We start from the raw sequence: 1,040 nt of genomic DNA on the forward strand, positions 1-1,040 counted from the left end.
ATGATGTTGCTAACAAAGCAGTGGCACTGACCAACCTTGGTGCATTACCGGCAAATGGCACTGCCGCTGCTGCGACAAAACTGGCTACAGCGCGACTCATAGCGGGTAAGTCATTTAACGGTACAGCCGATATTTCAATCGGGGCTTCTGATGTTGGCGCGCTACCCCTCACCGGCGGCGCGTTGTCCGGACCGCTGACAGTCAACGGCACACATGATGCGCCATTAGGGGCCAATGGATTTAGAAGCTGCATTCTTACCCCAGGGAATGGCGGATTTACCAATCCGGCAGGCGTCGGCATTGGGCTGCATTCCAATGGTACGATTTACTTGTGGAATGACGCTTCGAGCGGTTACGCGATGTCAGTAAGCTCCACCGGCATAGGAACATCCAGGCCATTAAGCGTGGGCGGAACAGTTACACCGACGGATTATTCAAACTTTGACGGCAGATATTCTAAGTTTGGAGTCAGTCAGGCATGGACAGATGTCCTATCCGGGCGCGTATCAGGGACGTGGTACACAAACAACACCGGTAAGCCGATCATGATATCTGTCACAACAGACTACGGGCCAAACGCTGCGTTAAATTGTCAAACGGGTTCTGCTGGCACTATTGCTTATCCGCGTGGGGGTGGCTCTGAGTACATACAGCACAATGCAACATTTATCGTGGTGCCAGGCGACACATACCGGGTCGTTGCTGCTGGAACTATTGGGATTTGGAAGGAGCTGAGATAATGAAATACTACAAAGACAAGAAAAATGAAGTATATGCGTATGAAGATGACTGCGCAGATGAGTTTATCAAAAAGGGACTGGAATCAATCACAGAAGAAGACGCTATGTTGATGACTAATCCACCGCCAGCTCCAGAGGAACTACTCTTGTTGGCTCAGCATCAAAAGGCCGCACTTATAGTGCACGCAACGGAATTCATTGATCCGATGCGCGATGCAAAGGATTGTGGCTATATCGATGATGAAGATATTCCGCGGTTAGCTGCATGGCAAAAGTATCGCTATGTGCTGACTAAAGTTG

The 1,040-nt window shown here is 49.9% G+C and carries 1 protein-coding gene and 1 pseudogene; both read left to right on the forward strand.

Annotation, left to right across the window (positions count from 1 at the left end; translation table 11 throughout):
* A pseudogene (locus AEP37_RS26820) lies at positions 1-740 on the forward strand (hypothetical protein); the annotation flags it as partial.
* Positions 740-1,040: tail fiber assembly protein (locus AEP37_RS24435; RefSeq protein ID WP_053102028.1), on the forward strand; the 301-nt coding region annotated here is incomplete at its 3' end. The pseudogene AEP37_RS26820 and the gene AEP37_RS24435, both read left to right, overlap by 1 nt.

It is taken from the genome of Yersinia pekkanenii, assembly GCF_001152565.1.
Taxonomy (GTDB): domain Bacteria; phylum Pseudomonadota; class Gammaproteobacteria; order Enterobacterales; family Enterobacteriaceae; genus Yersinia; species Yersinia pekkanenii.